Raw genomic sequence first — 24,701 nt, forward strand, 5'->3', positions numbered from 1 at the left:
GATATAGCTAAAATAAAGGTAACGTAGCGATCGTACACCCCACAATCTAATTGTAGGTCCTGTAGATCAAGCCAAAGCTGCGCTAGCGCCCCAGCCGACAAAGCCACAATCAAAAAAGCTTTTGCCGACAGGCGTCAACTTAAGTAGACACCAGACAAATTGAAGATACGATCATGCTTCAGGACACTGATACTATCCGCCACTACCAAAAACTTACCGACGCCCTCGTCGAGATGTGGCATCGCGGCTATAGATACGATAGTTTGCGGTTATATTTGGACGGCTATTTAGCTGCACTGCGGCATACCAACGCAATTGAACCATACCGCATCCATCGCTTAGAGGAGGAAGCAACTCGTTACATATACGATCGATCGAACTTTGAAATTCCACAGACTCAACCCCAATCCGACTACTACTGATGCTTTTTTAGTATTGGCATCAGTAGGTTACCCGAAAAAAATTTTCACCTGTTGCCTGTGGATGATACTTTTAAACGGTCTACAGGTACCAAATTTTTAGTTTTCGGTTACAATCCTTATCGTTTTTTTATTCATTTTTGTGTAAATTTCATTTATAGCAAAGTGCTTAGGCTTTAGCTTTGTAGGTTGGGTTTCTTACCTCAACCCAACCTACAAAGAATGGGGCTCTTTCGGAGTTGTTATGCTTTTGTTCAAAAAAATAACATTTTTATATAGCTAGGAACTAGGGGAAAAAGGGTCTAGAATCAAGGGTTTGGTGGAATTAAAAATGTCCTAACCGACGAGAGCGGTTGCTATACCTCTGCTCCAGAGAGCGAATAGCATAGTAAATACGAAAGAGGAAATTATTAGTATTTGGGGAGATAGCATTCCCCAAGATCGAATCAAGGAAAAATCAATGATTTTGATTGGGAAATGCTTCGCCCCAGCCTCCAAGATAAGGCAAGAGCCTTTGCTCTAGGATGCTAACGCAACCTCTACCTTTTGCTGTAACTCACCCTTTTGATACATCTCGATCATAATGTCAGAGCCGCCTACCAACTCACCATCAATGTAAACCTGGGGAATAGTCGGCCAATTGGCATACTCTTTAATTCCCTGACGAATTTCCTGATCTTGTAAGACATCAAAAGTTTCGTAGGGAACGCCCAATGTGTTGAGAATCTGAACCACATTGTTAGAGAAACCACACTGGGGCATAAGCTTGTTGCCCTTCATGAACACGAAAATTTTATTGTGTTTTACCAAGTTGTCAATTCGTTCTTTGAGTTCCGGTGTCATAATTCTTCACTGCCTTCGTGTAAAGTGCGATCGACTCGCGATCGCTTTGTTGTCCAGTATTTTTTTCAGCGCAATTGTGGGTTAGAAAATACTAAGGTCACCCTACGCTTGGTAGTTAATCGAGCGTTATGCCGCTTCAAGCAAACTAATCGGGGGCTTACTGAGCCTGGGGAATCGAGGTTTTCAGAGCCAGAGCGTGGATAGCTTCTGAAGACATCGCTTGTCGCAGCGCACCGTAAACCATCTGGTGCTGTTGAACAAGCCCCTTGCCTTCAAACAAAGAAGAAACCACCGTCACTTGATAGTGATCGCCGCCGCCGGTCAAGTCTTGAACCTGAACCAGTGCATCAGGAAATTCCTCCTTAATCATAGCTTCAACCCGATCGGGACTAATCATTCCATTCCTCTCGCTTAAAAACGGTTCGCTCTTTGTTTTAAATCTACTTTAACTATTGAGCCGAAGAAGACGGCGAGTTATTCCCAGTTCTGGGGTAAGGCGAATCCACAAACCCCAATTCAAATAACTGCTGATAGGCTTTTTTCCCCAAATCGCGAGTCGGATTTTGAGAGCGAATAATCTGAACCAGCAACGGCACAGCCAATTCAGGCTGATTTTGCGCCCGGTGTACCAGTGCCAGCTGATAGGTTGCCTCATCCCGCATTTGCGCCGTTTCTACTGCCTTGCGCCGTTGGGTATCAGATATGCGGTTATCGATCCCTGAGAAACTGCCAGCTAACTCTTGATAGAAGTTAGACAACTGATTGAAAACCTGACGAGCGTCCTGGAGTTTCTTCATCGCCAAAGCATAGTTTTGAGCCGAAACGGCGCTACTGGCTTCAGACATGAGACGCTGCCCGCCTTGGAGGCTAAGTAAACTATTATCCTGAGTTAGGGGACGCAGCTCGTTCGTCTCTGTCCCTTCCAAAGGCTGGACTTGATTGGGAGCAGCTGGCGGGGAAGATTCCTGTGCTTGGACTTGGAATGGTGCAAACACAGTCAAAGCTGCCAGGAGAGGCAGGAAAGTGAAGCCGTTGAGGTGGAGTAAGCGAACAGATCCAGAAACTACCATGAACTAGGTTTGCGTCTTAGCACAAACAGGATGGATATTTACTTCGGAGTATATTACCATTCCCAGGCAAAAGTGGGTCGGTATCTGACAAAAATAATTTAAACACAGTTTTTATGTTAGCTCTCGTGCAGCATCCGAAGAGCAGTTTCCAGATCCGCAGTCAAACGTTGTGCCCCTTTTTTCACTGTTTCGGTGCGGTAATCGGCGACATTCAGCGGAGAACCGATGCTGATTTTGATATCGCAGCCTCTGTGGGGTATGGATTTGCTGTATTTAATGCTGATGGGGACAATTTTTATCCCCAAGCCAGATTTGCTCGCTTCTGCTTGTAGGGCTATACGCGCCAATCCAGGTTTAAGCGGATGGATTTGGTTGTCAAAAAAGATGTTTCCTTCAGGAAACAAAACCAGACTTTCCCCATTTTGGAGTAGCTCAACTCCATGCCGCAAACTGCCAATTCCGGGATGTTCGGTGTCAACGGGGAAACCTCCGAAGCGCCGGACAAACCAGCCTTGGAGTCCTGTCATTTCATTAGCCGAAACCATAAACCGCAGATCCCGCCCTGTAATATCCCGACCAGCTGCATAGGGCACCATAAAAGAATCCCAACGAGAGCGATGGGTGGGCGCTAGGATAACTGGCCCTTCTGTGGGTAAATGTTCCCGACCCGTCACCGAAATCTCACCGAAGTAAAAAGGTAAAATAATCCGACGCCCCAAGGGATAAGCCAACTGACTGAACCAAGGCGCAACGTGAGAGGTAACAGTAGTTACCTTTGCCGGTGTTGAAGTTGCAAGGGTTTGTGCAGAAGAGTTGAGCGGGATCGTCATAGGGAAGGTTAGTAACTACATCGAAGCATCTTCAATTCCACCGTAAATTTTCTGTGGTGAGTTGTCTTCTATTAAAGGGACAGTTCTACGGGTGTCATTAGTCGGAAAAATATAGCTAGGGACTAGGGGCTAGGGTTTCAGAAATTAAGAACGTCCTAACTGACTTTCATCGGTTGCTGTTCCCAGGCAAAATCTGTGGAAGGTAAAAACTAAAACAAAGGCTTTTTGTCTTTTCACTTTTGCCTTTTTTGTGCAAACCAGGATTGCAGCTGGTGGCGACAGGCAGATTCTAAGATACCACCGAGTACGGATAAGCGGTGATTGGAGCCAGCGCTATCGGGAATATTGGCAACTGTACGAATTGTGCCAGTTTTGGGATCGTCTGCTCCATAAACTAACAGACCCAGCCTAGCTTGGACGATCGCACCCGCACACATGGGGCATGGCTCTAGGGTAACGTAGAGGGTGCATCGATCGAGGTGCCAGTCTTGCAGGGCTTTGCCAGCTGCCCGGATAGCGAGAATCTCGGCGTGGGCTGTGGGGTCAAACTCCCGCTCTTTGCGGTTTTCTCCTTCTGCTATTAAGTTACCCTGACTGTCAACGATGACGGCTCCTACAGGCACTTCTCCGGCGTCACCGGCAGTTTGTGCCAGTTCTATGGCTCTACCCATCCATTTTCGGTGAATTAGATAGGCTGGGTCATCAATTGTCATCGGTAAATATTGCCGTCAGACTGAAGTCAGATGGCTCACAAACTCTCGTCCGCAAGGCAAGCTTCACACAGCTGGTTGAGTTAGCAAGGAGTCTAAGTTGCCTTGTGTATCCAGCTGATAGATATCGTCGCATCCACCGATGTGCTGATTATTGATAAAAATTTGGGGAACTGAACGGCGTCCGTTGGCCCGATCGGCCATTTTGTTTCTAGCTGCTTCATCGCCGTCGATTTTGTATTCGGTGTAGTTAACGCCTTTCCACCAGAGCAGCATTTTGGCGCGGATACAGAAAGGACAGGTTTGCCAAGTGTAAATCTCTACGTTGGCTTTGATTTGCTCTGGATGGCGGCCCAGGATGGGGTTGAGGAAGTTGAGCATTTTGGTTTCCTTGATGATGGTGTAGTATAGCTAGGGACTAGGGGCTAGGGATCGCTGGCTTTCTTGACGAGCTAGTGTACCGAAGTCGCGATCGTATTTCTTCCCTTCAATTGCAGCTTGCAAGCTTTCAAAGTTTAACAGCACCGTTTAAGCTAAACTGAACAAATATCCATTTGCCCGCTCGCGCTCTTTATAAACGCAGAACCTTTAATGGGGCAACGGCTGCCCTCCTCGCCGCAGCAATTGTAACAAATTCATATCATTTTATGAAATGGGATATAGCCATTTGCGAAATAATTGTGTTAAGCGCGGCATGATCGAGTAGGTGAGCAGGATAACAGTGAGACCTGTGATAATCAAAGATTTGAGCAACGCAGGAAGGCCGGATAGTAGCGGTACCAGCAAACTATTGAGAATAGAAATCGTAAAAAACACTCCCAACCATGTAACTAACGCCATTTTGTAGCGAGGGGGTGGAGCCTTCATCGACCGATTGGGGAGTGTAAACCAGGTTTCCAATCCGGTCAGGGTTTGAATATCTTCTGGCTTTTCAATTAAGGGCTGCAATCGCTCAATCCACTCTCGCCGAACATCAGATTCTAGCCAGGTCTTGAGATGTCATAGCAATCGAACTTGAGAATGACCACGTACTCAGGATGGGCGTGATGGTGGGGTCGAATAGTGCTGACACCCAGATGTCCCTTGAATGTTCGTGCATCTGCGGCGATGCCATGAAACCATGCTTCGTAACCTTGCTCGCGCCCCGGTCTCACTACATGAGAGATCACAGCGGTGACTGGATAGTTTTCTTCACTGGTATTGCTCGCCAACGGTTCTTCCAACATAGAATTTAACGTTCCGGGTAATTTGATTGATGGGTGAACAAACCAGACGGTCAACGGAGTACCGTTAGACCGCAGGCTTCTTTTTCCCTTTTTGCAAGACCAGCAGCAAAACTTAACACGGCTTGAACCCCGACACCTCTGCACAGCGATCCCTACTCTGATAGACTTGAAAACTGTTAGAGCCAGACGAAACCTAGCAAAATCAAGCAGTTTGGAAGGACGCACCCCGTGGAAAATACACTCAGTTTAGAGATTATAGAGGTAGTTGAGCAAGCAGCGATCGCATCTTCCCGTTTGATGGGTAAAGGCGATAAAAACGAGGCTGACCGCGTGGCGGTAGAAGCCATGCGGGAGCGGATGAACAATATTCACATGAGAGGTCGCATCGTGATCGGCGAAGGCGAACGCGATGAAGCCCCCATGCTCTTTATCGGTGAAGAAGTTGGTATCTGTACCCGTGAGGATGCCAAAGCCTTTTGCAACCCAGACGAACTGGTAGAAATTGACATTGCTGTTGACCCTTGCGAAGGCACTAACCTAGTTGCTTACGGTCAAAATGGTTCGATGGCAGTGTTAGCAATTTCCGAAAAAGGCGGTTTGTTTGCTGCGCCCGACTTCTATATGAAGAAGCTAGCTGCTCCCCCAGCAGCGCGAGGCCACGTTGATATTAACAAGTCCGCCACCCACAACCTCAAGGTTCTTGCCGAGTGCTTGAGCCGCTCTATTGAGGAATTGGTAGTGGTGGTAATGGATCGTCCCCGTCACAAAGAACTGATTCAGGAAATTCGCCAAGCTGGGGCAAGAGTGCGCCTAATCAGCGACGGAGACGTTTCTGCCGCCATCTCCTGTGCCTTTTCCGGTACGAACATTCACGCCCTGATGGGTATTGGTGCAGCACCAGAAGGCGTCATCTCAGCCGCCGCCATGCGCTGTTTGGGAGGACACTTCCAAGGTCAATTGATTTACGATCCAGAGGTGGTGAAAACGGGCTTGATCGGTGAAAGCAAAGAAGGCAACCTCGCTCGTCTCAAAGAAATGGGTATCAACGACCCCGACAAGATTTACGAGGCAGAGGAACTGGCTTCTGGCAATACGGTGTTATTTGCAGCCAGCGGTATCACTCCTGGAACTCTGATGGAAGGCGTCCGCTTCTTCCACGGAGGAGCCCGGACTCATAGCTTGGTCATTTCTACTCAGTCCAAGACGGCTCGCTTTGTTGACACGATCCACCTGTTTGACGAACCAAAGAGTCTGCAATTGAGGTAGTCATTAGGTAACAAGGCATGGGGCATTGGGCATGGCCAAGTTCAGAAAAACTATGGCCAAACTGACCCCAATGCCCAAACTGATTCCAATGCCAAATTAGCAATTAGCAATTAGCAATTAACAATTAGCAAATGAATATTGCAGTAGTAGGGCTTAGCCACAAAACAGCACCTGTTGAAATTCGTGAAAAACTGAGCATTCCAGAAGCGCAGACGGAAAGTGCGATCGCGCAACTTTGCAGTTACCCCAATATTGAAGAAGTTGCTATTCTCAGCACCTGCAACCGTCTGGAAATTTACATCGTTACCAGCGAAACCGAACAGGGAATTTCAGAAGTACGCCAGTTCCTCTCCGACTACAGCAAATTACCGCCGATTGACCTGCGTAAGCACCTATTTATGTTGCTCCACGAAGATGCCGTCATGCACATGATGCGGGTTGCCGCCGGGTTAGATAGCCTGGTGCTTGGCGAAGGGCAAATTTTGGCTCAGGTTAAACATACTCACAAAATATGTCAGCAATACAAAGGCGTCGGACGCATCCTTAACCGACTCCTCAATCAAGCCCTCACTGCTGGTAAGCGAGTCCGCACCGAAACTAGCATTGGTACTGGTGCAGTCTCCATCAGCTCCGCTGCTGTGGAGTTGGCGCAAATGAAAGTGCCAAATTTAGCAGCTTGTCGAATAGGGATTCTGGGTGCTGGCAAAATGTCTCGGCTGCTGGTGCAACATCTCATCTCCAAAGGCGCAACTGAAATAGCGATTTTGAATCGCTCTATGCAACGATCTGAGGAATTGGCAAATAAGTTCGTTAATGAAGTGCAGCTGCAACTTTACCCGCTTTCCGAAATGATGCAGGTAATCGCAGCATCGGATATAGTTTTTACCAGTACTTCTGCCACCGAACCGCTACTTAATCGGGCAAAACTGGAACCCGTTTTGTCACCAAATCGGTCTTTGATGTTATTTGATATTTCCGTTCCGCGCAACGTGGATGCCGATGCGAACGATTTGGCTAATGTTCAAGCTTTCAATGTCGATGATTTGAAAGCTGTAGTGGCGCAGAATCAGGAAAGTCGGCGACAGATGGCGAAGGAAGCTGAGGTGCTTTTGGACGAAGAGGTAGAAGCTTTCGATCTGTGGTGGCGCAGTTTGGAAACCGTTTCTACCATCAGCTGCCTGCGGGATAAAATGGAAACTATCCGCGCCCAAGAGTTGGAAAAAGCTTTGTCTCGTCTCGGTACTGAATTTGCGGAAAAACATCAAGAAGTTATTGAAGCCCTCACGCGGGGGATTGTCAATAAAATTCTGCACGATCCGATGGTACAACTGCGAGCGCAGCAGGATATTGAAGCGAGACGCAAAGCAATGCAGACTCTGCAAACGCTGTTCAACCTAAATCCAGAAACTCAATCGAAAGAGCAATATAGCTAATAGTCACTGGTCATTAGTCACTGGTCATTAGTCATTGGTCATTGGTCATTGCGATTAACGATGAACCATAAAAAATGAACAAAATGACTAATGACTAATGACATTCACCAGTAAGCAATCGGTCATACGGGATAGCTTTCGTTTAATATTGAAGAATGCCGACAGTTTTAAGAATAGGTGCTTATCGATTTTACTTTTACAGTCATGAACCAAACGAGCCACCGCATATACATATTGACCGCGATGACTCATCAGCTAAATTTTGGCTAGAACCAGTCAGCTTAGCAAATAATATTGGTTTTAGCGCTAAAGAACTTCGGAAATTGCAGTTAATGGTACAAGAGAATCAAATAAGGCTTGTGGAGGCATGGTATGGGTATTTTGGCGATTCGAGCAGACGAGAGAGTTAAGGATGTTCGCTTTACAGAAGAAACAATCAGTGTCGATTTAATGGACGGTCGAACGATTACCGTGCCTCTAGTCTGGTATCCGAGATTGCTTAACGCTACACCGGAACAACGATCGCAGTGGGAAGTCTGTGGTGGAGGTTACGGTATTCACTGGGAGGAGATAGACGAGGATCTCAGCACAGAAGGAATGTTACGCGGTGCGCCTGCTCCCAGAGTATCAGTTATGGGTAGTTGAAGTTGAGTTACTAGCCTCAAATAGCTTTCAAAGTAGATCGGTGGATGTCGATGGTTCTAGATGTAGTGGACAGGATTTTGTACCTCGAATTTGACGTTGGAATTGACAATGCGACCATCTAGAAATTTCACAACCAGTCTGCCATCTTCTCTACGAGAACTAGCATTTCTATCGAACACACCTTCAATCATCTGAGAACCCTCCCAGTTGACTATCTGGACATGAGTGATCTTTTGGAATTTGTCTTCAGCAACAACCCAAGCTTGTGATTCACCACTAGCAAGCAGTTCAAGCAAGTTGTCTCTTGTTCGCACTTGGAGAGTAAGTTTTGACATGACTTGATTTGTCTTGGCTGTGTTCTATTTTACAATAAGAGTAGATGATATAATTGTTTGATATGCTTGAATGGTTTGTTGCGCGATCGCACTCCAACTATACTCTTTCAAAGCACACTCTTTTGCCTTTAAACCTCGCCGCTGACGTTCAGCTTTATCTCTTAACGCTAACCGCAACATTTCAGTAAGGGATTCAACACTTAAAGAACAAACCCAACCTGCTTGTGCTTTTTGGACATCTTCCCAAATATAGACTCCTTCGGAAATAACTACAGGTATTCCTGCTACCATAGCTTCCGCCACCGCAATGCCGAAATTTTCGTAGTAAGAAGGCAGCACGAATAAATCCGCATTTTGTAGTAATGATGCTTTGCGATCGCCTGTCACAAATCCAGTAATTGTTGTATGCAAATTTATTGGCGAAGCTTCAATTTGTGCTTTAATTTTCCCTTCATAATCCGGGTCTTGCGGATTCCCACCAGCTAAAATAAACTGAAATTTTATACCTTCAGCCAACAAATTTTCCAAGGCGGGAATTAACAAATTTAGTCCCTTTTTTGGGTCAATCCGAGACATGAAAAGTATTTGGGGAATGTCAACAGATGGTTTATCTGTGTCGATCGCATATAACTTATCTGTTACATTCGTTACTACACCCAGCGGAATCACCAAATCTCGTGTCGATACCCCAAATCGTGCCGAAATTTTGGCTTCCTGGGTACTGGTGAAGTGAATAGCCGCTGCACCTGCTATATTAGGCTTTTCTAGCAATGCTGCGTAAAGAAGCTTCAACAATCTTTTCTTTTGCAGATCGGCGGGATCGAGAGTGCCAAGAGGACGTAGGATGTAGGGGAGATGGTGCGATCGGGCCACAAAAGCAGACAATGATGATATTGGCGAAAACAGCGCGTGAATATGCGCCAAGTCAAACTCGGCCGCGTGTTTACCCAGCCATCTCAGCAAATTAAGTGAAAATTTATACCTGCGAAACGGAGAACAGCGGAAATAGCGGATCTGGTAACCATCCTTCTCAACTGGGCGATCCAGAGGTACATCTAACGGCGCTTGTCCTGCATCTCCGTTAGAATCTGTAGTAAGAATTGTTACTTCTACACCCGATCGGGCTAGGGCAGCAGAAAGACCCAATACCATCTGGCTGGGGCCACCGTAGACTAGGGAAATTGAAGGGATAATCTGGAGAATTTTCATATAAATTACATATTTTAAATCTTGTCCTTGTTGATAGTTAATGGCTAATTGCGATCGACAACAAACAAATAGTTATTAGCCATTTTCCGCTTCCAATCGGGTATAAACTTGACCATCGTTCCAGCCAGATTGAGCTATACTGCCGATCGCACTGATAAATCCCAGGCTATAAGATCCCATACGTCCTATCACTTTGGGTAAAGACTTGCTTTTGCGCGAGGCTAGACTTGCCAAAACTTGATCTTGAAACAAGCTAGATGAAAATTTCAACATTTGCTTGGGAGTCAGGTTTTTGAAGCCCATGAGGAAATGATTGTGATAAAACGTAATTTGATATTCGAGCGATCGCGTACTTATATCATGACATCCACCTGTCTCTTCCCCCAAATGAACCAAATAAGCCTCCGGATCGTACCAAATCTTATAACCAGTTTGTCGTATCCGCAGACAAAAATCCGATTCTTCCCGCACCGCACTACCGCGAAATCGTTCATCAAACCACAACCCATACTTATCAAATATCTCTCGACAAAACGACATATTACAACCCCTTGCCGTGATCACCTGTTGCGGTTTTACAGTATGAACTAAATTAAGATAATATAATCCAATTCCGGGCTCCATCGCTTCTGGAGGTAAATAATCGATCGTCAACCCCTCCTCAGACTCAGCAAGCTTCATGCGATCCAAAACACGACCTGCTACAGATCCCACATCTGGACGTTCTAAATAATTGCGGACATGAGCAGCTAAAAATCCTGATGGTAACTGAACATCATCATCAATAAATAGAATAATTTCCCCCTTCGAGCGTCGTACACCATAATTACGCGCACCCGGTAAACTAGCCCAATCAACCCGGAACAAACGAATTTGAGCAGCTTTTTCCAATTCTTCTAAATAAGCCTGCGTTTCCAACTGATGCGTCTTGGTTTGATCTACAACCAAAACTTCAAAATTCGGATAATCTTGCTGCACCAGATCGAAAAGCGTATCTCGTAAAGCCTGCTCTCGTTCGTAAGTAGGGACAATCACTGAAATCAAAGGATAGTTCATAATTAGTTGTTACTTTTAGGTTTGAGTTGTCGACAATAAAGGTTTTATGCAGCTATTCCGTTGCCACGCTATTAGCTAAACGCTTATTCTTCTTATTCTTCTTTGAAAGCTGGTTTTCCAGTTCGGCATTTATTTTTTCCTGCTTATCCAGTTCTGGCAATTTTAAAAGAACCCCAGCAAAAAACCAATAGTAAACAGCAACTGGATCGACATCCAAAGGATAATAGTAAGTTTGGTAGCTAATAAACAAAATAAAAACCCAAAAACAAGCTCCAAAGCTTCGCAAACTCGGATCTTGGAGAGAGCGGTAAGCTTTGAAAGTAAATACTGTCAGAGACGTAACCAAAGCCAAAAACGCGATTAGTCCAACTGGGCCAATCTCGTGCATCACCTTGGGAAACCAAGTTTCTATCAGGGCAGTATAGCCAAAGACGCGGGCAGAGTTTGTTGCTCGGCCCAATCCTAAACCGATCATCGAGCCCTTAAGGTTCTTCCAAGTAAACTCAAATTGATAAACGATAAAATCGTCAGCCGGTGAAGCCTCCCAACGACCAAGGAAACTATCTATCCGTTCTTGAACAACTTCAGGATAGAGCGTTGCGGCAATTCCCAATACAACCCCTAACCCAATGGCGATCGGCAAGAAGCGTTTGAGGTTAAAAATTTGGCCGGTTAATACCAGCAGAATCACCATTGAAAGTGGTGCAAGGAGCAGAGCAATTCTCTGACCGGAAATAACGGCTATCACGAAATCCGCAGCCATTCCCAGCAAGCCAACAGTTCGCCAGCGAGCCGAGGGGTCGCTGAAAGCAGTTGCAAAGGTGAAATACGCATTCGCGATAATGAACCAGCCCCACTGCCAGGGTGCTACAAAAGTTCCCGGCAAGCGGATTACCCCCTGTGAGGGACTATAGAGTAGAGAGCCACCGACCAGACACCGCGCTTCTAAGGAAGCTTTAAATAAATCCGCTCCTTCCAAAAACTGGGTGCCAGCACATCGACCTGTGACTAGAAACATATACTGCACAAAGCAAAGGCCAAAGCAAATGAGTGCCAGAAATACGTGCAAGCGCGTCATCAAGAGAAAATCTTTTTTATTGCGGATGAGGTAATACGCGCAAGTGATTAAGGGAATATATCCCATTAGCACTTTTAAGCCCAAAATCCCCATTGCAAATGGTTTTTCGGGCGGCTTAGCAGTCATCTGCTGCGACCCGTTGACAAAAAATAAAGTCATCAGACAACAAGCCAGCAGAATCATCAGCCAGGGCTTTAGATCTTTAGGGATAATTATAGGTAGTCGCTTTCGCTGACACTCTTGGATAATGGTAATGAGTCCGGGAATGAAGAAACCATCTTTTGCCAACTGTAGCACTGGACTATTGCCCAAGCTGTAGATAATGGTTCCGCTAAATGGCATATAGATGAGGAACGCCCAAAGAGCTTGTCGGGGGTATTTGAAGGAAAAAGCGAGGCAAATTATACCTGCGATCGTTCCCATAGCTCCTTTCGGCCCACTCAAAGGAAAGGCCATCATGCCAATAAAAGCAGCACCAAAGACAGCGGAGGTAGAAAAGCTAATCAATTCCTTCCGCTCTTTGGCAGCTTTTCTTTTTTCTGCTAACTGCTCCTTCAGGCTTAAGGTTGACTTAGCAGTACCTTGCTTTTTGGATTTGGACTTTGATTTCTTTTTGGGCATGATTTAACTTTGAGCAACTGCCCCAGGATAGAAAAATGCCATAGCACTCTGTTATAACATTCACGACGCTACTCGACCAGTGAAGCCCCAAAGGTAGCAGTCAGCCTCTGTAGGGTCGCCAAACGGGGAAAAACGAGATAGAGCGAGCGAGAGAAAAATATTTTCCCCATCTCAGAATGCCCAATGTCTCATGCCCGATCGCCAACTGGTAAGTTATATATATATCCGAACAAAAACTGATTTATGTTTGACGCACTATCTGAACGCTTAGAAGGGGCTTGGAAAAAGCTGCGGGGGCAGGATCGCATTTCCCATGCCAATATTCAAGAGGCCCTGGGGGAAGTCCGTCGCGCCCTTCTGCAAGCGGATGTAAATCTCCAAGTCATAAAAGATTTTATTGCCGAAGTCGAAACCAAGGCCCAAGGTGCCGAGGTAATTACAGGCGTGCGGCCCGATCAACAGTTTATCAAAATTGTTTACGACGAACTGTTGGCCGTGATGGGGGAAACCAACGTTCCCCTAGCTCATGCTGACACTTCTCCCACGATTATCCTGATGGCCGGGTTGCAGGGGACGGGTAAAACCACTGCTGCTGCTAAGTTGGCTTTGCATCTGCGTAAAGAGAACCGGACGGCGATGCTGGTAGCGACTGACGTTTACCGACCGGCAGCAATTGACCAGTTGGTAACTCTGGGTAAGCAAATTGACGTGCCGGTGTTTGAACTGGGAACTGATACGAACCCGGTGGAGATTGCCCGTCAGGGTGTGGAACGAGCAAAGGCAGAAGGCGTCGATACGGTGATTATCGATACGGCTGGTCGCCTCCAAATTGACCAGGATATGATGGCGGAGTTGGCCCGGATCGCGCAAACGGTGAAACCCCACGAAACCCTGCTGGTGGTGGACGCCATGACGGGTCAGGAGGCGGCGAATCTTACCCGCACATTCCACGATCGCATCGGCATCACAGGGGCGATTCTGACTAAGCTGGATGGGGATACTCGCGGCGGTGCAGCCCTATCGGTGCGGCGAATTTCCGGTCAGCCAATTAAGTTTATCGGTACTGGCGAGAAGGTTGAAGCCCTGCAACCGTTCTACCCAGACCGAATGGCATCGCGAATTCTGGGTATGGGCGATGTCCTGACGCTGGTGGAAAAGGCGCAGGAACAAATCGACTTTACTGACGCCGAGAAGATGCAGGAGAAAATCCTGTCGGCCAAGTTTGATTTTACGGATTTCCTCAAGCAGATGCGCTTGATGAAGAATATGGGTTCATTTGGCGGTTTGCTGAAGATGCTTCCCGGAATGCCCAAAATTTCCGATCGGCAGTTGCAAGAGGCAGAAGTAAAGCTCAAGCAGACTGAGGCGATGATTAATTCTATGACTGTGGAAGAACGTCGCAACCCAGAGTTGTTGGCGTCTACTCCCAGTCGGCGGCGGCGGATTGGTCGGGGTTCTGGTTATGGGGAGTCGGAAGTCAGCAAGTTGGTGACCGATTTCCAAAAAATGCGAAGTCTGATGCAGCAGATGGGACAAGGCGGTTTACCTGGCATGGCGGGTATGGGTGGAATGGGTGGGGGGATGTCTCCCTTCGGCGGCGGTGGGAATCGTCCGTCGGCTCCGGGTTGGCGGGGCTATAACGAACAGACTGGTAAGAAGAAACCGAAAAAGGAGAAAAAGAAGAAAGGTTTCGGTCAGCTGTAGCTAAGGTGTGCGATCGCGAAAGCTCTATGCTCAACATCAGGCTACAATAATTGTTTAGTCAAAATTGCGAACGTTATTTTTCGGCATGATCAAACTGCGCTTAAAACGATACGGTAAAAAGCGGGAGGCCAGCTACCGGATTGTAGCTATGCCAAGTACCTCTCGCCGCGATGGTCGTCCTTTGGAAGAACTCGGTTTTTACAACCCCAGAACCGATGAAACACGGCTAGATGTTCCCGCGATCCTCAAACGACTCCAAGATGGAGCCCAACCTACTGACACCGTTCGCAACATCCTCAAAAAAGCCAATGTCTTCGAGCAGGTTAGTGCCTCAGTTACCCAGTAACGGCCAAATCCAACCCCAAGTAGCTATTCCAGACTATGGTGGGCTGGTAAAGTTTTTGGTGCAGCCTTTCTTAGAATCTCAGGAGTCTTTGAAAGTAGACTGCGAAATATCTGCTAGTAGTCCACGGGTTTGGATTCGCGTCGCTTTAGAAGGAGAGGATAAAGGGCGAGTCTTCGGTCGAGGCGGACGTAACATTAAAGCGATCCGGACGGCTATAGCAGCAGCTGCGATCGCATCTGGGCAATCCGTCTATCTTGATATATACGGCGGCGTATTCCTGGAACAAGAAACTGGGCCACCGCCTAGTCGAACCGGAACGCGAACACTTCCACCTCCCTCCTCAGTTGCGCCTAAGTCGTCTCCTAGACTCCGCTCCCGCTAGGGTGTAAATTAGTGACGAGCTGTAAAACTTACAGGTTGACGCCACGGCCTTAATCAAAAAACGTTGATTGGCGTCAACACTTTTATCCAAGTTTTAAAAGGCAGGTGAATAAAAGCAAATGTCAGAAGTCCGTTTGGGTGAAAATGAGTCGATCGATTCTGCTTTGAGACGTTTCAAAAAAAAGATTCAAAAAGCTGGGATTTTGTACGAAGTCAAGCGTCGCGAACGTTACGAAAAGCCTAGCCTTCGTCGGAAGCGCAAAGCGGAAGCATCCCGCAAGCACCGTTACTAGACAGGGGTCTTCCGTATTTACTATGCTATTTGAGTTCTCGATCAGAGGAGCAGAGGAATAAAAATGTTATTTTTTTGAACAAAAGCATAAGAACTCCGAAAGAGCCAAAAATACCTACTACTAAAAGTAGGTAAAATATCAATACCCACTCAATCTGCTGGGGAATACTTGTAGGGAATGGTAGACGGCACAACGATTGAACTGCCGAGTCAAGAAAGCGCGATCGCCCTGAGCGGAGATCGAGAGGAAAATCTCAAAACCCTGGCGCAGCAAACAGGCGCGAAGCTAGTGCTGCGCGGGCAAGAATTACTGATTTCGGGAACGGCGAATCAAGTTGACCTGTGTGGGAGACTGGTGCGATCGCTCGAAGACTTTTGGAAACACGGCAAAAGCATCACTAGCGTCGATATCCTCACAGCTCGTCAAGCCCTCGATACCCAGCGTAGCGACGAGCTGCAAGACTTACAGCGAGACATTCTCGCCCGCACCCGCCGTGGCGATGAAATCCGTGCCAAAACCTTCCGGCAGCAGCAGTACGTCCAAGCCGTGCGTACCCACGACCTCACCTTTTGCGTCGGGCCAGCCGGTACCGGCAAAACCTTCCTCGCAGCAGTTCTAGCCGTTCAAGCCCTATTGGCAAATCAGTACGAACGAATCATCCTCACCCGACCAGCAGTAGAAGCGGGCGAAAAACTGGGCTTTCTGCCTGGAGACTTGCAGCAGAAAATTGACCCATTTCTTCGCCCCCTCTACGACGCTTTATACGAACTCATCGACCCTGAAAAAATTGCCAACTTGATGGAACGAACCGTAATAGAAGTAGCTCCTTTAGGCTATATGCGGGGTCGCACCCTCAACAAAGCTTTTGTAATTCTGGATGAAGCCCAGAACACCACACCAGCTCAGATGAAAATGGTTCTGACGCGCCTTGGTTTCCGTTCTCGTATGGTAGTAACCGGAGACATCACCCAAACCGATTTGCCCTCAAACCAACCATCTGGCTTAGCCGTAGCCCAAAAAATCCTCCAGCACGTCGAAGGCATCGCCTTTTGCCATTTCTCCCAGGCTGATGTCGTCCGCCATCCCCTCGTCCAAAGAATTGTCGCAGCTTACGAGCAATACGAACAATAGCTAATAGCTAGGGGCTAGGGGCTAGGGGCTAGGGGCTAGGGGCTAGGGGCTAGGGGCTAGGGGCTAGGGGCTAGGGGCTAGGGGTTTCAGGAATTAAAAACGTCCTAACGGCCTTGGCGGTTGCTATAATGGCAAACGGCAAATTTAAAAATTAAATTTGCCATCTAAAATTTAAAATCTGAAATTACCAATTACCAATTTTGATATGACTGCTAATTTGAAAGAATTTCTAGAAGCTTGCCAAACATTGGGAACACTACGTTTAATTGTGACCAGCAGCGCCGCTGTCTTAGAAGTACGCGGATCTCTAAGCAAGCTATTCTACGCTGAATTACCCAAAGGCAAATACGCCAATATGCACGCCGACATTTTCGAGTTTCATCTCAATATGGACGCCATTAAAAAGGTGAAATTTGAAACTGGTGAATCAAAACGAGGCAACTTTACCACCTATGCCATTCGCTTTTTGGATGAAAAACAAGAGCCAGCCTTAAGCGCATTTCTCCAGTGGGGCAAGCCAGGTGAATACGAGCCGGGACAGGTGGAAACTTGGCAGCAACTACAAGAGAAATACGGGGAAGTTTGGGAACCTGTGCCTGTGGAGGTTATTTAATTGGATTTTTTAACCACGAAGACACGAAGAAGAGTTTTAAGAGGGATTTGGAGTTTTTCTCTGATTTTTGTGTTCATCTTCTGGAGCGGTGAGGCAAAGGCAGGCGTACTGGCGGAAAGATTGGCTCAATTTCCCCAGTGGAATAGTAAACCGCCAACTCAGAAAGTGGCTCCAGCTGAAGATTTAATCTATCCAGATTGGATTGCCGGAACTTGGAATGTTACAAGTACTCTTGTGGATTTGGTTGCACCTTTGGCACCAGATATTGTGACGCCTGGGTTTGAAAATAATCGACGGTATCTCAATGAACCCATAACTTTTCCAGTGCGTTTTCAAGTCGTCAACCAAAATGATTTTAAATTTTCAATTTTCAATCCCAAATCCTCTCTTGCGAAGGTGGGCATCGTGACGGGAACCGCCAAGACGCCCACTTCGCGCAAAATCCAAAATCTAAAATTACAGGGATCGGTGGTAGCAGATCGAGCTTTCAATGGATTGAATATAGCCACGGCGGTTTTGGGCTCTAGCGCTATCTTATCCGTCAAAACAGATCCGCATAATCCCAACCGTCAGATTACTTTACTCCCAGGAGAGCGGCAACTTGTCTCCATTGTTACCAGTCGAGCTACTGAGATTCCTAATCCCGATAAATTCATTTCAACAGAAGTTTCTCAACAAATATTTCGCAGTCCTACTCAACTTTATTTGAATCAGGTAGAAACTACAACTGCTTACAGAAAACTTCAGGCATCTGGTGCAGCAATTGAGGCAGATCAAATAACTGCTGTTTACCTTTCGCCCCAAGACCCGAATTATTTTGCTGCTGCTGAAAGGCCAGTTGCGCTCTATCACTATCGCTTAGAATTTTTTCCATAATCAAAGGAGGTTAAGGTGTGAAAGATTTTATTAATAATATTTTTTTAATTGGGGAGCTAATTTTAGTGTCTCCTCAACTATTATTATTCTATTTGTCTAGCGAGAAAGAAGTTATCGTAGCGGACGTAAAACGGTGGGTAGAAATATTTGAATGGAAGAGTACATCCGATTTAAGTAATTTGTTGTCTTTAACGGCAAAGAAGCAAGAGTTTAGAAACTTATATTATTACAGAATAGCTAAAGGGAATTTTGCAGCTAGATTGGTGATGCGAATAATTAAGATTTTTTATAAAGAATGTCCGTATCTCTTTTTAGATATGTCTAGCAATATCGGCCCTGGTCTATTTATTCAGCACGGCTTTAGCACAATTATTATGGCAGATATAGGTGAAAACTGCTGGATCAACCAACAGGTATCAATTGGCTACAAAGATAAAACTGGTCGGCCTAAAATTGGGGATAATGTCAGAATAACGGCTGGGGCAAAAGTGCTTGGTAATATAACTGTTGGGAACAATGTTACTGTAGGTGCTAATGCAGTTGTCATTAAAAATGTGCCCGATAATTGCGTGGTAGTTGGTGTTCCAGCTTACATTGTTAAAAAGAATGGTTTGAAAGTGAAAGAAGAATTAGTCTGATGCAGCAACCAAAGGTAATTTTTTTAGATGCAGTGGGCACTTTATTTGGAGTTAGGGGTAGTGTAGGGGAAATCTATAGGGAAATAGCGCTTCGATTTGGAATAGAAGTTTCAGCTAAAGCGTTAGATCGAGTTTTCTATAATAGCTTTAAATCAAGTAGTAGGATGGCTTTTCCAGGAGTTGAACGGCAAGAAATACCTAATAAAGAATTTGAGTGGTGGAGTGCGATCGCAATTCAAACTTTCCAAGAGGCTGGCGCTTTTCATCAATTTGCTGACTTTTCCAGTTTTTTTGCCGAACTTTATGCCTACTTTGCTAAAGCTAACCCTTGGTTTATCTATCCCGATGTTCTTCCTGCTTTGGAATACTGGCGCAAACAGGGTATTGAATTAGGTATAGTTTCTAATTTTGATTCTCGGATTTACTCTGTTTTGTCAGATCTCCATTTGGCAAAGTTTTTCACCTCAATTACGATTTCTACAGAAGTGGGTGCAGCTAAACCAGAATCGGAAATTTTTGTTAAAGGTTTGCACAAACATGACTGTTTAGCTGAAGCTGCATGGCATATTGGCGACAGTTTTAAAGAAGATTATCAAGGGGCTAAGGCAGCTGGATTAAGAGCAATTTGGCTGAAGCGAAGCGAACCTTTCCTGTAAGATATATAGCAACCGCTCTCGTCAGTTAGGACGTTTTTAATTCCACCAAACCCTAGCCCCTAGTCCCTAGCCCCTAGCCCCTAGCCCCTAGTCCCTAGCTATATGCCTTACAAGTTACTATTCGTCTGTCTGGGTAACATCTGCCGATCGCCTTCAGCAGAAAATATCATGAATCACTTAGTTGAGCAAGCCGGACTCATTGATTCGGCTTCGCAGACGTTAGGCTCTAGCATTATCTGCGACTCGGCTGGTACTTCCAGTTATCATATTGGGAGTCCCCCAGACCGACGCATGACCCAAGCAGCTCAACTTCGAGGCATAAAACTTCGTGGTGAAGCACGCCAGTTTCAAAAGTCAGACTTTGAGGAATTTGACTTAATTCTGGCAATGGATAAGGAAAATTACCGAAATATTGTCTCTCTCGATCCAACTGGCAAGTATCGAGATAAAGTACGATTGATGTGCGATTTTTGTACTCGTCACACCCTTAAAGAGGTTCCCGATCCCTACTATGGTGGCCCAGAGGGGTTTAATCAGGTGATCGATCTGTTGTTAGATGCCTGCGAAGGTCTGCTGCAATACATTATTGGCGATCGAATAAAAGAACTGGATACTGGGGAGTAGGGGAATTTTAGATTTTAGATTTTAGATTTCAAATTGAAATATCTCTTCAATTCTTCCCCTCTTCCCCAAACCCCTTTTTTCTTTTGACTTTTGACTTTTGACTTTTGACTTTTCTTGCCCCTATTCCACGAGATGTTGTTCCATCGCAAAACGAACCAGTTCTGTGCGGTTGCTAGTAGTAGTTTTTCTCAGAAGGCTACTGACGTACTTTTCAATTGTTCTAGCGCTCAAGTGGAGGCGATCGCCAATTTCAGCATTTGAGAAACCGTGAGTTATCAAATCCAGTACTTCCTGTTCTCGCTTGCTCAACTTGCATTCTTTTAAGACTGTCTTAGTTTTGTCAAGCCGGGTTGTCGAGGCTCGTAAGTTCGAGTCAGATTGATCTATCTTTCGACTGAGGAGATTACGAATTATTGCCCCTAGTTCATTTATTTCAAATGGTTTGGGAAGATAGAGATCGCATCCTAACTCATAGCCGCGAATCCGTTCTTCAGTACTCCTTCGCTCCGTCAATAAAATCACGGGTAACTGGCGGAACTCCGGTCGCTGACGAACCTGGCGCACTAACTCATAGCCGTCCATCCGAGGCATCATGATGTCGGTGACCAACAAATGAGGGCGATATGCCTCAACTAATTCCAGCGCCTCCTGACCATCCTCAGCTGCGATCGCTGAGTAGCCATACATCTCTAAGTATTCTGTGACAAAAAGACGTATTGCCAAGTCGTCATCTGCAACCACGATTATCAAGGGCATGGGAGTAAAGATGGCTAGCCTATCTAACCCCTAGAATAGGTCAAGTCTAGGCTGAAAGTTATTGACATCAGAGGTATTTTATTAAGATTTTATTGCCTAGATGGGTACAGCTTAACACTAACCAATGCGTGAAAACCAACTCAAACGAAAACTAAAACAGGGCGAAACCGTACTTGGTACGTTTATTAACTGCCCCTATCCCGCGTTTATGGAAATTTGCGGATATGCAGGATTTGACTTCGCCGTTATAGACATGGAACACGGTGCATTACACACATTGGTTGCCGAAGACCTCTGTCGTGCGGCAGATGGTGTAGGAATAGCACCCGTTGTCAGAGTCCGCAAGAATGACGCCCCCCAAATCCAACGCGCCCTAGACATCGGCAGTGCTGGTGTCCAAGTGCCTCAGATTGAAACCAAGGAAGACGCCCAAGCCGTTGTGTTAGGGGCTAAATACAGCCCCCTTGGCGATCGCGGTCTTTCTTTCAACACCCGCGCTGGCTTGTACACAGCCGCAGGGACGCAAATCACCGACAAGTTGAACGAGGAATCTCTAGTGGTCGTTCACGTCGAAGGCAGGCGCGGTGTGGAAAACATCGCAGATATTGTCAGCGTCCCTCACATTGATGTTATCTTTCTCGGCCCTTACGATTTGTCCCAGTCGCTAGGTATTCCCGGACAGGTGCGAGATCCTCGCGTAATTGAACTCATGCAGAAATGCGTTACCATCATCCGCAACGCAGGGAAAGCCGCTGGCACATTTGCCGACAATCCCGAAGTGGCGAAGCAGTGGATTGCTAGCGGAGTGCAATATGTTGCCCTGGGCGTAGATGTTGCTATTTTCCTGCGATCGTGCCAAGCCTTAGTAGAAGCAGTTCGTAATTAGCTTCATCTGTCTTACTCCTTTCACGCCAGAAGATTATCTATCATTCTTTTTCCCCTGGAGCCCCTCTGCGGCTTTATAGATATGATATTCAGCGGGAAAGGAGTAAGTTATTTCAGGAAAACTCTATCATAAGATTGCGATTTTTGTAGTTTATTTAACTACAGTTTACAAAAATTTGTTTTATACTAGGGCTATACACCTCCTTAAGAAGAATTGGTTAAGGGGATCAAAGTATAAAGGGTAAAAGAAAATGCAAACTTTATTGGGAGCGACGGAATCCCCATATTCTATTAGTTTTGCTTTAGAAAAAGTCGATTCCATCAAGCTGGAGGGTTTTAAGCGGTTTTTTAGAGATCTTCCTCTCGATCCTTATATAAAAGGTAAGTATCGTTCCCGAAGGTTATCTCGCTTAAAAGTCGTTGGCAATCAGTTAACTAAACTCCCGCATGGCTATCTTTTTCAAAGCAAGCAATACAATCCGTTGGTTGGGGATATCAGGAGAGAGTTTGCCGAACTAGATGATGCACTTATAGAACTAGATGAGTTTAAAAAACTTGTCTTGGAATTTAGGAATTACTCTAAACTTGACGCTGCTGTTGAAATAGGAGTTCATCAAATCCGTACTACTTGTTCGCCGAACAATTTTGGCAATCCAGCACCCGAAGGAATACATAGAGATGGTTGTAATTTTATAGGTATTTTCTCAGTTGATAGAGAAAATATTGAAGGTGGAGAAACTCATCTCTATGTGGCTAAAAAGGAAAAGCCCGTCTTGAATAAAGTTCTTAATCCGGGAGAACTTTTGCTAGTAAACGATCGCAACTTCTTTCATTTTACCACTCCCATTAAACCGATGTCTTCTGGAGAGGGCACAAGGGACGTTTTTGTTCTTACTCACCCCAGCTTACTTCACGATTAGAAGTTCAAAGTAAATCGCCCTAATTCTGCGGGTTATTCGATTTGAGATTTTGGATTGACACTAAGGATAAATGCGGGTTTGGCTATTTGAAACCAATAATATCGTGTCCGGTAGCATCGTTAGCATTTATCGTGATATCGTCAAATTATTTGTTGTCATCTGTGGTTATATTTTTACCACAGATGAAGACAGATGAACACAGATGAACACAGATAAGAGTGGGAATTTTTTAGGCAACCAATGCAACCGGACACGATATAATTTATAGATAGGTAAATTTAAAATTTTAGATTTAAAATTTCCGATTGAAAAAATCTCAAATCTAAAATTTGAAATTACCCTACCCCGCTACCCAAAAAATCAACTTGCAGAAACAGTTAAACTGGCGGGTGATGCTGGATTGCCCTGTAGGACTACGCCGCGATCGTTAGCTGCTATATGACGCAAAATCTTGTAAATTGCCTCTATTTCGTCACTAGCACCAGCTTTTTGGGCTAACTGGGCAATAGAAAGAGGAGTGCCTTCGTCCTTGAGTATCTGCACCACCCGTTTCTGTAAATCTAGAATAACTGCTGCTGCTTTCTTACCAGCTTCTACACCCGGTTGATGATAAGCGTTGACGTTAATCAAGAAACCGTATAAACCGACGGCCCGATCGTAAAGCGCAATCAACGCCCCAACCGTGTGGGGATTAACTTGGGGAATCGTTAGGGTGATAGAATCGCGATGGTTTTCGTAAAGAGCTTTGCGGGTTCCCTGTAAAAAACCTGATAGATAATCTCCCGATGTAACTCCTGGGTCTATTTCTATCGATGGCCCCTGACGATCCTCTAAAACTTCAATAAAAGTGAGGAAGAAATTTGGGACGCCTTCGCGCAGTTGCTGCACGTAAGCGTGTTGATCGGTTGAACCTTTATTACCATAGACGGCGATACCTTGGTAGACGATATTGCCATCGAGGTCTTTCTCTTTACCCAGAGATTCCATCACCAGTTGCTGAAGATAACGGCTAAATAACAGCAGACTATCTTTGTAAGGCAGCACCACCATATCTTTTTCTCCTTTGCCATTACCCGCAAAGTACCAGGATAGGGCTAGTAGGGCGGCTGGGTTATTTTTAATGTGGGGTACGCGGGTGGCGGTGTCCATTTCTTTAGCACCGGCAAGCATGGCGCGGATGTTGATTCCCTGCAAGGCGGCTGGAAGCAAGCCTACAGCTGACAATTCCGAAGTGCGTCCTCCCACCCAGTCTTCCATCGGAAAGGTTGCTAGCCAGCCTTCTGACTTGGCTTGCTTGTCTAAATTACTGCCAACACCCGTGATGGCAACAGCGTATTGGGAAAAGTCCAAATTCTTGGCAGAATATGCTTTCTTGACTTCAATCATGCCGTTGCGCGGTTCTGGCGTTCCTCCAGATTTGGAGATTGTTAATACCATAGTGCTGCCAAGTCGGTCTTTTAGCTTGCTGAGGAGGCGATCGATCCCAGCTGGGTCGCTGTTGTTGATGAAGTGAATTCGCAGCGGTGGGAAGTCTGGCGCTAAGGCTTCTGCGACGAATTCGGGGCCGAGTGCCGAACCGCCGATGCCTATAGAAATAATGTCGGTAAATTTGGGGACGGATGGTGGATGAATGTCCCCACTGTGGACTTTGCGAACAAATGTTTCGATTTTCTCTAGCGTCTCGACGATTTGTTGTTTGATTTCTGGCGTTGGGGCAAGATCTGGGTTTCGCAGCCAGTAGTGACCCACCATGCGGTTTTCGTCGGGGTTGGCTATAGCACCTGCCTCTAAAGCTGCCATATCCTGAAAAGCCCGATCGAACTTAGGTTGCAACGCCTCTACAAAGCCGTCGTCAAACCGCATCCGACTCACATCTAGGTAAAATGCCAGCCCTTGATGGTAATAAAGCCAGTCTTGGTAGCGTTGCCAGAGTGTAGCTGCGTCCATAGCAAATACGATCCTATTATCTTTTTCCATAACAGTGTAAAGGGAAAGTCAAAAGTCACTCATTCAAAAGTCACTCATTCAAAAGAAAATTGGTCATTAGTCATCGGTCGTTAGTCATTCTCCCCCACTCTCCCACTCCCCCACTCCCCCACTCTTCCCCTTTTGACTTTTGAATGAGTGACTTTTGACT

General features: G+C 45.9%; 31 protein-coding genes. 17 read left to right on the plus strand and 14 right to left on the minus strand.

The window, feature by feature from the left end; translation table 11 throughout:
- Nucleotides 1–173 precede the first annotated feature (173 nt).
- On the plus strand, nt 174–422 hold the full coding sequence (locus tag LAY57_RS22680) for a DUF6761 family protein (protein WP_249069128.1): 249 nt from the start codon (nt 174–176) through the stop codon (nt 420–422).
- Between the two features lie 516 nt (nt 423–938).
- Here LAY57_RS22680 and grxD read toward each other — a convergent pair.
- From grxD to LAY57_RS22720, 8 genes are all read right to left on the minus strand, one after another.
- Nucleotides 939–1,262 (minus strand): Grx4 family monothiol glutaredoxin, encoded by a 324-nt coding sequence (grxD, locus tag LAY57_RS22685; RefSeq protein ID WP_249069129.1) that lies wholly within the window; start codon nt 1,260–1,262, stop codon nt 939–941.
- A 157-nt stretch (nt 1,263–1,419) separates the two neighbouring features.
- Nucleotides 1,420–1,659: a BolA family protein gene (locus LAY57_RS22690; protein WP_249069130.1), complete on the minus strand. Its 240-nt coding sequence runs from the start codon at nt 1,657–1,659 to the stop codon at nt 1,420–1,422.
- A 52-nt stretch (nt 1,660–1,711) separates the two neighbouring features.
- Nucleotides 1,712–2,332, minus strand: a complete 621-nt coding sequence (locus tag LAY57_RS22695) for a hypothetical protein (protein ID WP_249069131.1) — start codon at nt 2,330–2,332, stop codon at nt 1,712–1,714.
- A 116-nt stretch (nt 2,333–2,448) separates the two neighbouring features.
- Nucleotides 2,449–3,162: a lysophospholipid acyltransferase family protein gene (locus LAY57_RS22700; RefSeq protein ID WP_249069132.1), complete on the minus strand. Its 714-nt coding sequence runs from the start codon at nt 3,160–3,162 to the stop codon at nt 2,449–2,451.
- 233 nt (nt 3,163–3,395) lie between these two features.
- Nucleotides 3,396–3,875, minus strand: a complete 480-nt coding sequence (tadA, locus tag LAY57_RS22705; protein WP_249069133.1) for a tRNA adenosine(34) deaminase TadA — start codon at nt 3,873–3,875, stop codon at nt 3,396–3,398.
- A 63-nt stretch (nt 3,876–3,938) separates the two neighbouring features.
- Nucleotides 3,939–4,253, minus strand: coding sequence for a glutaredoxin 3 (gene grxC, locus LAY57_RS22710; protein WP_249069134.1), 315 nt, complete (start codon nt 4,251–4,253; stop codon nt 3,939–3,941).
- A 264-nt stretch (nt 4,254–4,517) separates the two neighbouring features.
- The gene (locus tag LAY57_RS22715; protein WP_249069135.1) at nt 4,518–4,820 is read right to left on the minus strand and encodes a putative antibiotic biosynthesis monooxygenase; all 303 of its coding nucleotides are present in this window, start codon (nt 4,818–4,820) and stop codon (nt 4,518–4,520) included.
- 32 nt (nt 4,821–4,852) lie between these two features.
- Nucleotides 4,853–5,152, minus strand: a complete 300-nt coding sequence (locus LAY57_RS22720; RefSeq protein WP_249069136.1) for a putative antibiotic biosynthesis monooxygenase — start codon at nt 5,150–5,152, stop codon at nt 4,853–4,855.
- 174 nt (nt 5,153–5,326) lie between these two features.
- On the opposite strand from LAY57_RS22720, the gene glpX reads away from it, so the two are divergent.
- The 4 genes from glpX to LAY57_RS22740 all read left to right on the plus strand — a co-directional run bounded on the left by glpX (nt 5,327) and on the right by LAY57_RS22740 (nt 8,442).
- Nucleotides 5,327–6,364 (plus strand): class II fructose-bisphosphatase, encoded by a 1,038-nt coding sequence (gene glpX / locus LAY57_RS22725; RefSeq protein WP_249069137.1) that lies wholly within the window; start codon nt 5,327–5,329, stop codon nt 6,362–6,364.
- 131 nt (nt 6,365–6,495) lie between these two features.
- Nucleotides 6,496–7,797 carry a glutamyl-tRNA reductase gene (locus LAY57_RS22730; RefSeq protein ID WP_249069138.1) on the plus strand — a complete coding sequence of 434 codons (1,302 nt, stop codon included), beginning with the start codon at nt 6,496–6,498 and terminating at the stop codon, nt 7,795–7,797.
- 155 nt (nt 7,798–7,952) lie between these two features.
- Nucleotides 7,953–8,207 (plus strand): DUF4160 domain-containing protein, encoded by a 255-nt coding sequence (locus tag LAY57_RS22735; RefSeq protein WP_249069139.1) that lies wholly within the window; start codon nt 7,953–7,955, stop codon nt 8,205–8,207.
- Entirely contained in the window at nt 8,170–8,442 is a 273-nt protein-coding gene (locus LAY57_RS22740; protein ID WP_249069140.1) for a DUF2442 domain-containing protein, read from the plus strand. Before LAY57_RS22735 ends, LAY57_RS22740 begins: the two co-directional genes overlap by 38 nt.
- Before the next feature lie 56 nt (nt 8,443–8,498).
- Here the strand turns inward: LAY57_RS22740 and LAY57_RS22745 are convergent, their stop codons facing one another.
- The 4 genes from LAY57_RS22745 to hpsL all read right to left on the minus strand — a co-directional run bounded on the left by LAY57_RS22745 (nt 8,499) and on the right by hpsL (nt 12,741).
- Nucleotides 8,499–8,777, minus strand: a complete 279-nt coding sequence (locus LAY57_RS22745) for a hypothetical protein (RefSeq protein WP_249069141.1) — start codon at nt 8,775–8,777, stop codon at nt 8,499–8,501.
- Nucleotides 8,778–8,801: 24 nt separating this feature from the next.
- A complete protein-coding gene (gene hpsP, locus LAY57_RS22750; RefSeq protein ID WP_249069142.1) occupies nt 8,802–9,986 on the minus strand; it encodes a hormogonium polysaccharide biosynthesis glycosyltransferase HpsP in 1,185 nt (394 codons plus the stop codon).
- A gap of 75 nt (nt 9,987–10,061) precedes the next feature.
- Entirely contained in the window at nt 10,062–11,042 is a 981-nt protein-coding gene (hpsN, locus tag LAY57_RS22755; RefSeq protein WP_249069143.1) for a hormogonium polysaccharide biosynthesis glycosyltransferase HpsN, read from the minus strand.
- A gap of 52 nt (nt 11,043–11,094) precedes the next feature.
- A complete protein-coding gene (gene hpsL / locus LAY57_RS22760; protein WP_249069145.1) occupies nt 11,095–12,741 on the minus strand; it encodes a hormogonium polysaccharide biosynthesis protein HpsL in 1,647 nt (548 codons plus the stop codon).
- A 243-nt stretch (nt 12,742–12,984) separates the two neighbouring features.
- Here hpsL and ffh point away from each other — a divergent pair, with 243 nt between their 5' ends.
- From ffh to LAY57_RS22810, 10 genes are all read left to right on the plus strand, one after another.
- Nucleotides 12,985–14,445 (plus strand): signal recognition particle protein, encoded by a 1,461-nt coding sequence (ffh, locus tag LAY57_RS22765; RefSeq protein ID WP_249069146.1) that lies wholly within the window; start codon nt 12,985–12,987, stop codon nt 14,443–14,445.
- Nucleotides 14,446–14,530: 85 nt separating this feature from the next.
- On the plus strand, nt 14,531–14,791 hold the full coding sequence (gene rpsP, locus LAY57_RS22770; protein ID WP_249069148.1) for a 30S ribosomal protein S16: 261 nt from the start codon (nt 14,531–14,533) through the stop codon (nt 14,789–14,791).
- Entirely contained in the window at nt 14,754–15,173 is a 420-nt protein-coding gene (locus LAY57_RS22775; RefSeq protein WP_249069156.1) for a KH domain-containing protein, read from the plus strand. Before rpsP ends, LAY57_RS22775 begins: the two co-directional genes overlap by 38 nt.
- 118 nt (nt 15,174–15,291) lie before the next feature.
- On the plus strand, nt 15,292–15,465 hold the full coding sequence (gene rpsU, locus LAY57_RS22780; protein ID WP_249069165.1) for a 30S ribosomal protein S21: 174 nt from the start codon (nt 15,292–15,294) through the stop codon (nt 15,463–15,465).
- A 177-nt stretch (nt 15,466–15,642) separates the two neighbouring features.
- Nucleotides 15,643–16,596 (plus strand): PhoH family protein, encoded by a 954-nt coding sequence (locus LAY57_RS22785; RefSeq protein ID WP_249069173.1) that lies wholly within the window; start codon nt 15,643–15,645, stop codon nt 16,594–16,596.
- Between the two features lie 205 nt (nt 16,597–16,801).
- Nucleotides 16,802–17,209, plus strand: a complete 408-nt coding sequence (locus tag LAY57_RS22790; protein WP_249069174.1) for a ChuX/HutX family heme-like substrate-binding protein — start codon at nt 16,802–16,804, stop codon at nt 17,207–17,209.
- Complete coding sequence (locus LAY57_RS22795; protein WP_249069176.1) at nt 17,210–18,085, plus strand: DUF6816 family protein; 876 nt, start codon at nt 17,210–17,212, stop codon at nt 18,083–18,085.
- 17 nt (nt 18,086–18,102) lie between these two features.
- Nucleotides 18,103–18,723, plus strand: coding sequence for a serine O-acetyltransferase (locus LAY57_RS36295; RefSeq protein WP_249069178.1), 621 nt, complete (start codon nt 18,103–18,105; stop codon nt 18,721–18,723).
- Nucleotides 18,723–19,379: an HAD-IA family hydrolase gene (locus tag LAY57_RS22805; protein ID WP_249069180.1), complete on the plus strand. Its 657-nt coding sequence runs from the start codon at nt 18,723–18,725 to the stop codon at nt 19,377–19,379. Before LAY57_RS36295 ends, LAY57_RS22805 begins: the two co-directional genes overlap by 1 nt.
- 102 nt (nt 19,380–19,481) lie before the next feature.
- On the plus strand, nt 19,482–20,003 hold the full coding sequence (locus LAY57_RS22810; RefSeq protein WP_249069182.1) for a low molecular weight protein-tyrosine-phosphatase: 522 nt from the start codon (nt 19,482–19,484) through the stop codon (nt 20,001–20,003).
- Nucleotides 20,004–20,123: 120 nt separating this feature from the next.
- On the opposite strand, the gene LAY57_RS22815 is transcribed toward LAY57_RS22810, so the two are convergent.
- Nucleotides 20,124–20,759, minus strand: a complete 636-nt coding sequence (locus tag LAY57_RS22815) for a response regulator transcription factor (protein ID WP_249069183.1) — start codon at nt 20,757–20,759, stop codon at nt 20,124–20,126.
- A 124-nt stretch (nt 20,760–20,883) separates the two neighbouring features.
- On the opposite strand from LAY57_RS22815, the gene LAY57_RS22820 reads away from it, so the two are divergent.
- Nucleotides 20,884–21,645, plus strand: a complete 762-nt coding sequence (locus tag LAY57_RS22820) for an HpcH/HpaI aldolase family protein (RefSeq protein WP_249069193.1) — start codon at nt 20,884–20,886, stop codon at nt 21,643–21,645.
- 250 nt (nt 21,646–21,895) lie between these two features.
- On the plus strand, nt 21,896–22,564 hold the full coding sequence (locus LAY57_RS22825) for a 2OG-Fe dioxygenase family protein (protein WP_249069203.1): 669 nt from the start codon (nt 21,896–21,898) through the stop codon (nt 22,562–22,564).
- Between the two features lie 360 nt (nt 22,565–22,924).
- Here the strand turns inward: LAY57_RS22825 and LAY57_RS22830 are convergent, their stop codons facing one another.
- Entirely contained in the window at nt 22,925–24,511 is a 1,587-nt protein-coding gene (locus LAY57_RS22830) for a glucose-6-phosphate isomerase (RefSeq protein WP_249069213.1), read from the minus strand.
- Nucleotides 24,512–24,701 lie beyond the last annotated feature (190 nt).

Origin of the sequence: Argonema antarcticum A004/B2 (genome assembly GCF_023333585.1) — a bacterium.
Lineage (GTDB): Bacteria > Cyanobacteriota > Cyanobacteriia > Cyanobacteriales > Aerosakkonemataceae > Argonema > Argonema antarcticum.

Coding starts and splice junctions, on each gene's coding strand:
- LAY57_RS22680 (WP_249069128.1), top strand. CDS start 174: ATGCTTCAGGACACTGATACTATCCGCCACTACCAAAAACTTACCGAC.
- grxD (WP_249069129.1), bottom strand. CDS start 1,262: ATGACACCGGAACTCAAAGAACGAATTGACAACTTGGTAAAACACAAT.
- LAY57_RS22690 (WP_249069130.1), bottom strand. CDS start 1,659: ATGATTAGTCCCGATCGGGTTGAAGCTATGATTAAGGAGGAATTTCCT.
- LAY57_RS22695 (WP_249069131.1), bottom strand. CDS start 2,332: ATGGTAGTTTCTGGATCTGTTCGCTTACTCCACCTCAACGGCTTCACT.
- LAY57_RS22700 (WP_249069132.1), bottom strand. CDS start 3,162: ATGACGATCCCGCTCAACTCTTCTGCACAAACCCTTGCAACTTCAACA.
- tadA (WP_249069133.1), bottom strand. CDS start 3,875: ATGACAATTGATGACCCAGCCTATCTAATTCACCGAAAATGGATGGGT.
- grxC (WP_249069134.1), bottom strand. CDS start 4,253: ATGCTCAACTTCCTCAACCCCATCCTGGGCCGCCATCCAGAGCAAATC.
- LAY57_RS22730 (WP_249069138.1), top strand. CDS start 6,496: ATGAATATTGCAGTAGTAGGGCTTAGCCACAAAACAGCACCTGTTGAA.
- LAY57_RS22735 (WP_249069139.1), top strand. CDS start 7,953: ATGCCGACAGTTTTAAGAATAGGTGCTTATCGATTTTACTTTTACAGT.
- LAY57_RS22740 (WP_249069140.1), top strand. CDS start 8,170: ATGGGTATTTTGGCGATTCGAGCAGACGAGAGAGTTAAGGATGTTCGC.
- LAY57_RS22745 (WP_249069141.1), bottom strand. CDS start 8,777: ATGTCAAAACTTACTCTCCAAGTGCGAACAAGAGACAACTTGCTTGAA.
- hpsP (WP_249069142.1), bottom strand. CDS start 9,986: ATGAAAATTCTCCAGATTATCCCTTCAATTTCCCTAGTCTACGGTGGC.
- hpsN (WP_249069143.1), bottom strand. CDS start 11,042: ATGAACTATCCTTTGATTTCAGTGATTGTCCCTACTTACGAACGAGAG.
- hpsL (WP_249069145.1), bottom strand. CDS start 12,741: ATGCCCAAAAAGAAATCAAAGTCCAAATCCAAAAAGCAAGGTACTGCT.
- ffh (WP_249069146.1), top strand. CDS start 12,985: ATGTTTGACGCACTATCTGAACGCTTAGAAGGGGCTTGGAAAAAGCTG.
- rpsP (WP_249069148.1), top strand. CDS start 14,531: ATGATCAAACTGCGCTTAAAACGATACGGTAAAAAGCGGGAGGCCAGC.
- LAY57_RS22775 (WP_249069156.1), top strand. CDS start 14,754: ATGTCTTCGAGCAGGTTAGTGCCTCAGTTACCCAGTAACGGCCAAATC.
- rpsU (WP_249069165.1), top strand. CDS start 15,292: ATGTCAGAAGTCCGTTTGGGTGAAAATGAGTCGATCGATTCTGCTTTG.
- LAY57_RS22785 (WP_249069173.1), top strand. CDS start 15,643: ATGGTAGACGGCACAACGATTGAACTGCCGAGTCAAGAAAGCGCGATC.
- LAY57_RS22790 (WP_249069174.1), top strand. CDS start 16,802: ATGACTGCTAATTTGAAAGAATTTCTAGAAGCTTGCCAAACATTGGGA.
- LAY57_RS22805 (WP_249069180.1), top strand. CDS start 18,723: ATGCAGCAACCAAAGGTAATTTTTTTAGATGCAGTGGGCACTTTATTT.
- LAY57_RS22810 (WP_249069182.1), top strand. CDS start 19,482: ATGCCTTACAAGTTACTATTCGTCTGTCTGGGTAACATCTGCCGATCG.
- LAY57_RS22815 (WP_249069183.1), bottom strand. CDS start 20,759: ATGCCCTTGATAATCGTGGTTGCAGATGACGACTTGGCAATACGTCTT.
- LAY57_RS22820 (WP_249069193.1), top strand. CDS start 20,884: ATGCGTGAAAACCAACTCAAACGAAAACTAAAACAGGGCGAAACCGTA.
- LAY57_RS22825 (WP_249069203.1), top strand. CDS start 21,896: ATGCAAACTTTATTGGGAGCGACGGAATCCCCATATTCTATTAGTTTT.
- LAY57_RS22830 (WP_249069213.1), bottom strand. CDS start 24,511: ATGGACGCAGCTACACTCTGGCAACGCTACCAAGACTGGCTTTATTAC.